The 1605-nt window shown below is 66.5% G+C and carries 1 protein-coding gene; it reads right to left on the reverse strand.

Translation table 11 applies throughout. The features are described 5' to 3' along the window. Nucleotides 1–26: 26 nt before the first annotated feature. Complete coding sequence (locus tag SLQ30_RS32995) at nucleotides 27–1280, reverse strand: IS110 family transposase (protein ID WP_319451250.1); 1254 nt, start codon at nucleotides 1278–1280, stop codon at nucleotides 27–29. Nucleotides 1281–1605: the final 325 nt, after the last annotated feature.

A 1605-nucleotide genomic window follows, 5' to 3' on the forward strand; every position in this document is an offset into this window, starting at 1 on the left:
AGAAAGACATCTCACGAAGTTAAGAGTCAAGCCGCGAGTTGGAGAGGAGGTGGGAACGCAACGTGTTCGTCGTAGTGCAGGCCGGTGTGCAGGCAGTGGTGGAGTTGACCGAGGAATTTGTTGAACAGGTGTCGTTGAGCTTGTTGGTGCCAGTCCCCGGCGGCGCGGCGGGCGTCGTAGTGACGGCGTGCGCCTGGCGAGGCGCGCAGCGATCCCAGCGCCCAGGTGGGGCCGACGGCGGCCAGCCGTCGATTCTTGATGTGCCGGTGCAGGACAACGGTTTTCTTGCCGCTGGCGCGGGTTATGGGAGCCGATCCGGCGAAGGCCTTCAATCCGCGGGCGTCGGCGAAGCGGGTGCGGTCATCGCCGATCTCGGCCAACACCCGGGCGCCGGCGAGCATCCCCAGACCGGGGAAGCTGGTGATGATCTCGGCGTCCGGGTGTTGTTCAAAATGAGCGGTCGCCGCCTCGGCGAGGTTGTCGGCAGCGGTGCAGACGGCGTCGAACTGGCCCAGCAGCGTGGTGAGGTGGATGCCCATCGCGTGCTCCACCGCCGGGGGTTGGTGCAAGTAGGTGTCGGTGAAGACGTCTCTGAGCCGTGCGGTGTCGCGGTCGAGATAGCGTTGGCGACCGGCTTTGGTGAGCAGTCGGCGCAGCCGGGCCGGCGTCAGCTTCGCCGCCTGGGCTGGGGTGGGTGCCGCGGCCAGGATGGTGCGGGCATCGGGACGGGTCAGTCCACCGTCGAGATCGGCGAATGCAACGATCGCGGCGGGATAGAAGTCCTTGAGCAGGTCCCGGATCTGGTTGCCGACCTGTTGACGGGCCCAGACCGCGTCCTGCTGAGCCCGGGCGAGCACCCGAATCGCTTGGGCGGCCTCGGTGTCGGCCGGCAGCGGCCGGTGCGCGCCGGGGTCGGTGCGCACGATGTTGGCCAGCAACACCGCATCGGTGGCATCGGACTTGGCTCCCGAGACTGCATACCTGGCGCGGTAGCGGGAGGCCGCCAACGGGTTGATCGGATAGATCGTTCGGCCGGTTTCGCGCAGGGCGGCCACCCACAGGCCGCGATCGGTTTCGATGCTGACCGGGATCGGGTCGGCGGCGCTGTCACCGGCCTCGGCCAGCAGGGTCAACAGCGCCGCAAATCCGGCCGCGTCGTTGCCGACCCGCCCGCGAGCCACCACACGTCCGTCGTCGTCGATGACGGCGACGTCGTGATGCTCAGTGGCCCAATCGATTCCACAAAACAGGGACAAGGTGTCATCACTCCTTCGATCCATGGTCATGCCCTTACCGGTGGACTCACGCGGCGCCCTAATCGCAGGACTCAAAGGTCCGTCATCTCACTAGCCGTCCGTGACTCCAGCGCGCCGCAGGACTTCGTTCTGTCGAAGAGCTCAACGCTCGGGAACAACCGTCGGGAAGTCAACCCTGCGGCGGGCTCGGGCAACGGCATCCCACCACCACTCAATGGGGTCTGCTGCCAGGCGCGCCGTTCTTTCTCAAGACGTCTCGCGTCGGGACCCAGCAGACGTCACCTGACAGCAGCCCTCACCAGGAACGACCCCGGTCTACGACCGGCACCAATCCCAACTACCGATTAGG

The sequence above is a fragment of the Mycobacterium sp. RTGN4 genome (assembly GCF_033804635.1).
In the GTDB taxonomy this organism is placed as follows: Bacteria; Actinomycetota; Actinomycetes; order Mycobacteriales; family Mycobacteriaceae; genus Mycobacterium.

Coding starts and splice junctions, on each gene's coding strand:
- SLQ30_RS32995 (WP_319451250.1), bottom strand. CDS start 1,280: ATGGATCGAAGGAGTGATGACACCTTGTCCCTGTTTTGTGGAATCGAT.